This is a genomic window from Bacillota bacterium (assembly GCA_024655925.1).
Classification (GTDB): domain Bacteria; phylum Bacillota; class DTU025; order DTU025; family JANLFS01; genus JANLFS01.
Window position 1 is genome coordinate 4987 of sequence record JANLFS010000103.1, and the last position, 5482, is coordinate 10468.

Consider the following 5482-nt stretch of genomic DNA (forward strand, 5'->3'; position numbering starts at 1 on the left):
TGCCCGATTCCCGGAGATCCCGGAGATTGAGCTCCGCGGCCTGCCTGCCGTTCCACCTATTCACCTCGAGTGCGTACACCGCATCTACCTGCCCAGAGCAGGACACCAGCCGCGAATACCTCTCCCCCATCCTGAATCCTATCGCGTCCAGCACACGGTCGCCCCGACCCAGCTTCAACTTGAGATGCCTTCCGTCCGCTCCGACCGTCCGATGCTGCAGGATGAACAGATTCCGCGTCAGGAATAGTGGGTTCGGGTTGCCCAACCCGAACGGCTCCAGGGTCTCAAGCTCCGAGGCAAGTCCCACGGTGATCTGGTCCTCGCGGAGTTCGGAGTCCACCCGGACCGTCGGGATGAGATCCTGGTCCGCCAGCCACTCGTGGCCGATCTGGTTCAGTCTCTCCCGGAACCTGGGCACATCTTCTTGCCTTATAGAAAGCCCTGCGGCCTGCGCATGGCCGCCGTACTTGATCAATAGGTCCGAACATTCGGTCAGCGCCGAATGAAGATTGAAGCCTGGAATGCTGCGGCCGGATCCTTTCCCCGTGCCGTTTTCGATAGCTATCAGCACAGTCGGCCTGAAAGTCAGCTCCGCTATCTTGGACGCCACGATCCCGATTACACCGGTATGCCAGGTGTCGGACTCAAGGACGATAGCCCTCACTGACGCGGGGTTCATCTTCTTCACCGGCTCCAACGCTTCGCGGAGAATATCCTCCTCGATCCCCTGTCGCCTGCGGTTCTCCTCATCCAGGGACTCTGCGAGTTGCCGGGCGCGGTCGGGGGAATCCGTAAGAAAGAGCTCAGCACCGAGGCTTGGGTCGCCCAGTCTCCCACACGCGTTGATCCTGGGGGCCAGGGAGAACCCTACGTGCCCTGAACTCAGTTCCTGCCCTGTGAGGCCGGACACATCCAGCAGGCATGATATGCCCGGATTCTCGGACCCGTGCATTGCCTCGAGGCCGCACTTGGCAATGACCCTGTTCTCGTCGAGCAGAGGCACCACGTCAGCAATAGTGCCGAGGGCAACCAGGTCCAAGTGGTTCAGAGGATCGGCCGCCCCCGCGGGGCGCCCGATTGCGCCCCACAACGCCTGGCAGAGCTTGAAGGCCACTCCGACTCCAGCAAGTTCGCTGAACGGATAGCACGAGTCCTTCCTCTTGGGATCCAGGACACCGACGCACCTTGGAAGCGCGCGCCCTGGTTCGTGGTGATCAGTGACGATAACATCGACTCCAAGATCCCGGGCTCTTTCAACCTCCGCGACAGCCCCGATGCCGCAGTCGACTGTCAGCAGGAGCGAGACGCTGTCTGCTCCGGCCCGCTCCACCGCCTCGATATTCAGACCATATCCCTCGTCCAGCCGGTTGGGAATGTAGTAGTCAACCAGAGCTCCGGCGGCCCGAAGCACAGTGACCAGGAGCGAGACGCCGGTTATACCATCGACATCATAGTCCCCGTACACCCTGATCCGCTCGCCTGCGCCGACCGCGCGGACTAGACGGGAGACTGCTGCAGCCATGTCGGGCACATCGAACGGGTCATGTAGATTCGCGATATCCGGCGAAAGGAAGGCACCGGCTGCTTTGACATTGGTGATGCCTCTGTTGACGAGCACCCTGGCTACGGGCCCACTGATCCCTAGACTTCGTACAAGATCCGTCTCAATTTCGGGGTTCCCCGATGAGACTTCCCATTTCCTCCGTCGTGGCGACATTATCTCCTCCGGTTGATGTGAGTTCGCGGCCCATCTCATTCTATTCTAATCGCTGTGTGCACATTTGAAGGCTGAGCATGTGAGGTGTGGCGTCCCATCTCTGTAGATTCGACTGAAAGCCGCGGTTTTCCTCCACCGCTCATGATGGTACCCGGTCTCGCTCGTCGCGGACCACCTTCGCCAGAAGGTCGCGATCGAATTCATCCACGATGTACAGAGTCCCCCGAGCTATCTCGGCGAGCTTGCGAAGGAAACCTTTGTTCGGGGCGAGCCCAATGCAGGTAAACGGTATGTTGTACTTGGAGATCTGCTCCGCCGCAACCAGCGAATCCCGGGCCGGGTCTCCCGTCCACTGATTCATGGTGGGAATGCCGTCGGTAAGCAGCACGAGCAGCGTCGGCTTGGTCTTGTTCCTCGCCAGAAGCTTGACTGCGTCCACAATGCCTGCCGCAAGAGGCGTGAGCCCGGCAGGCCTCACCGTGGCTAGCCCCATTTCGAGTGCTTTCGCAGAGCGGGCCCTGATCACGTGATGGGTGACGTGGCGGTCCTGAAAAGTGAGGACGCTGACCCGGTCACGACAGGTGAGGAACAGGTAGCGCGCCAGGTGCTTGGCAGCCTGTATCCGTTTCCCAGCCATGCTGGCACTTGCGTCGATCAACAGGCAAACATCAACCCGGGGCCGGCTCCTCACCAACTCGACCCTGACGTCCTGCCATTCGAACCCGGTCCTCCGCCCCTCGGTTGCGCACCTCCCTGCCCACGCACATACGGTCTCCGCCACGGCGATGCTGCCCTGCCCAAAGGCTTCGGATGCAGGCAGGGTAAGTCTGGTTGCGACCAGCCCCGTCCCAGCTACACGCCCTGAAGAAAAGTCTGTTCGTTCGATCGGGACTATACTGGGCCTCGCGGCCCGCCGGATCAGCTTCCGAAGCTCCGTCTCCACTTCCCGCGCGAATTTCCTGAGAAACTCCCGAATTCTCTTGCCTTTCTCCGTTATCTCGAGTGACGGGCCTTCTCCGTTCACCACATCTAGCGCCCTTAGCTTCGCGAGCATCGATTCAGCGTCCCCGAACTCGCGCTCGAGATGGGCGTATGGGCTTTCACGCCGGTTGGACGATGCCACGCAGTCGAGAAACGCCTGGAAGCTTGAGACAGATCCGAAATCCTGGCAAGCATCGATCACTTCTTTCATCTCGCTCGAGCGGTTGGGATTTCCGTCTCCCTCTCCGTCTGCTCGAAGAAGCGAATCTGTCTGTGCTGTGTAAGGCGACAGGTCGATACTCTGTCCGCCCGTGGACCGGTCATTGTGCACCCGATCGACCCGCCGGAGCTCCACTCCATGAGAGACGATCACCCTCTCAGTCTCGCGGACAATGTAGTAGACTGCGCCCAGGGTGTCCCGGCCAAGCATGGCCGCCACGTGCACGTGCCCTCTGTGTGCAAGCCTAAGAGACGCCTTACACCCAAACCGGAGGGACCCAGTGACCCTTCCTCCACCCGTAGCAGTCTGGACGTCGATCAGATCCGCGAGTCCACGGCACGATGCCCCAGAGTCTCTCGCATACTCGTCCACAGCCCGACGGATTCCCGCCGCGACTCGATGGTGGTCTATGTCTGCCAGGGCGTGGAAGATATCCAGGTGGATCACCTCGTCCCGTCCCGGCCGGCCGTAGAAGACCTTCCCCGCGTCCGCTGAGCATTTCACTTTCACTTCACTGGGATTTGCAGGGTCGATCACGTGGACCCTTCGGCTTGCCACGGTAGTCTCGCCTACTCTCGCTCCCGCCCCGTCGGCAAAGAGATCCCCAAGGTCCCGTGCGAATGCCAGTAGCGCATCGAACCTCAAGAGAGTTCGTCCTCCCCGAACACGACCTTCGGCCCCAGCTCGGTGATGGCCTTGGCTGGGTCCGGGGGACACACCTCTCCGACACTGTGCTCGCTCGGGGCACGAAACCCGGCAGCATTGCCTCGAACGCACGTTCCAGCAGCTCCGCCCGTTCCACCCTGCCTCCCGTCGTGCGTGGGCCCATCGGATTGCTCCGATTTCATGCGCTCCAGAAGCTTATGAAGAACCCCGCGGAGCCCGGGTCCGCCCGCGGCTGAGGTCTCCCCGTCACCCCTCGGACCGAACCCATCGTTGCCTCCCGGCAGCCCAGTTTGCCCTACTGCTGCAGCAGGTTTCGCATGCGCAGGCTTATCCTCCACCCCGTCCAGGTACTTGAGGATGTTCGCGAGAGTCGCTACTTCCACCCTGTGTCTTAGGACCATCGGCACTACCGCACGTATGTCGGAGATCGTCACGACGGGCCGGCCCATCAAGGCTGCCCTGCACCTTGAGGCAGTGCGCAGAGATTCCATCGCACGAATGCTCTCTATGTCGAAGTCGATGTAGAGGGTGGCAAGCAACTCCAGAAGATCGTTCGGGTAGTGGACTCTCGCCAAGGAACCGGCCGCCTGAATGAATCTCGCCGGCCAGCCTGACTCGGCATTCTCCCTGGCACAGTTGTCTGCTCCGACTAGCGTCCCGGACTCGAACTCTTCCATCTCGAGAATCCTGCGTATGTGGGACGCTTCAGTGGAGCGCCCAGTCTCCACTGTAAGGTCGAACCTGTCCGACAGCTGCCTCCTGACATCCTCGAGCGGTCCCGGGTCTTCGTCCGGGTTAGATGCAGACCAAACAGATATCTCCACCGGCAGTACCACAGTCCTGAGGCCAGACTCCTCGATCTGGATCCGGCCTGGCTTTGTGCCCATTACGTCCAGGAGCACATCAGTGAGTTCCGGAGAGGTATCTGCGAGCCTGTTTATCTCGTCCACGAAGAGGATCCCTCTGTGTGCACGGGGAATGGAGCCCAGAAGGAGCGCGGCAGAAGGATGGTCCCGATCCGTCACCCGGGCAAGGTCGATGCTGCCCACAACAGTGCCGAGCTTCGCTGAGTGCGATATCTCCAGGAACGGCATGGGGATGCGTTCTGTGCCGATTTCGCGAATTCGAGCCAGCGGGAGGTCCTTGTGGTCCGGGCAGTGGGGCGCCCACGGCCTGCAGTTGAACTCACACCCCGCGATCCGTTCGATCGGCGGAAGGATCCCTGCCGCCGCCCTCATGATCGTGGTCTTGCCCGTGCCCCGGACGCCCTCAGCATGAATGTGGACTGGGCGGCCGGCAGCAGCGGCCGTGATGGAGATTTCAACAGCAGTGAAGAGCGACGCATTGCCCTCATGCCTGATGAGGCTTCCGTAGGAACGCAAGACAAACCCCTCCGCGTCGGTGCTCGTGTCCCGAGTAGTATTGCACCGCGCGGAGGGTTTGATTCCCGGTCCCTACTTCTTGGGTACCATAGCTGCTGCTCTTTCCCGTTTTCTGTCCCAGATCTTCCACTCGTACCATATGGGGCTCGCAATGAAGATGGACGAGTAGGTTCCAGACGCGATCCCTACGAGAAGCGCGAGAGTGAAGTCGCGTATGGTCGGCGCCCCGAAGATCAGGAGCGCGATGACGGCAATCAGGGTTGTCCCTGCTGTGTTGATCGACCTGAGCAAGGTTTCATTGATGCTCCGGTCCACAAGCGAGCCGAGATCCTCTTTCCTCACCCTGAGGTTTTCACGAATCCTGTCAAACACGATGATCGTATCGTTTATCGAGTATCCAACAACCGTCAGAAGTGCCGCCACAAAAGCACTGTTCACCTCAACCCGGGTTAGCGCGAAGAAACCAAGCGTTATCAGCACGTCATGAACGAGCGCGAGAAGACCGGCCACCCCGAA

The 5482-nt window shown here is 60.6% G+C and carries 4 protein-coding genes; all 4 read right to left on the reverse strand.

The annotated features are described in order from the left end of the window. Positions 1-1717, reverse strand: a 1717-nt coding sequence (recJ, locus tag NUW23_13215) for a single-stranded-DNA-specific exonuclease RecJ (GenBank protein MCR4427119.1), incomplete at its 3' end; no start/stop codon positions are given. Positions 1718-1856: 139 nt separating this feature from the next. Beyond that, a complete protein-coding gene (locus NUW23_13220; GenBank protein MCR4427120.1) occupies positions 1857-3563 on the reverse strand; it encodes a VWA domain-containing protein in 1707 nt (568 codons plus the stop codon). Beyond that, positions 3560-4966: a magnesium chelatase gene (locus NUW23_13225; protein MCR4427121.1), complete on the reverse strand. Its 1407-nt coding sequence runs from the start codon at positions 4964-4966 to the stop codon at positions 3560-3562. The genes NUW23_13220 and NUW23_13225 overlap by 4 nt, the downstream gene beginning before the upstream one ends. A gap of 72 nt (positions 4967-5038) precedes the next feature. Then, positions 5039-5482 (reverse strand): protein translocase subunit SecF (secF, locus tag NUW23_13230; GenBank protein MCR4427122.1); only part of this gene is annotated, 444 nt, incomplete at its 5' end.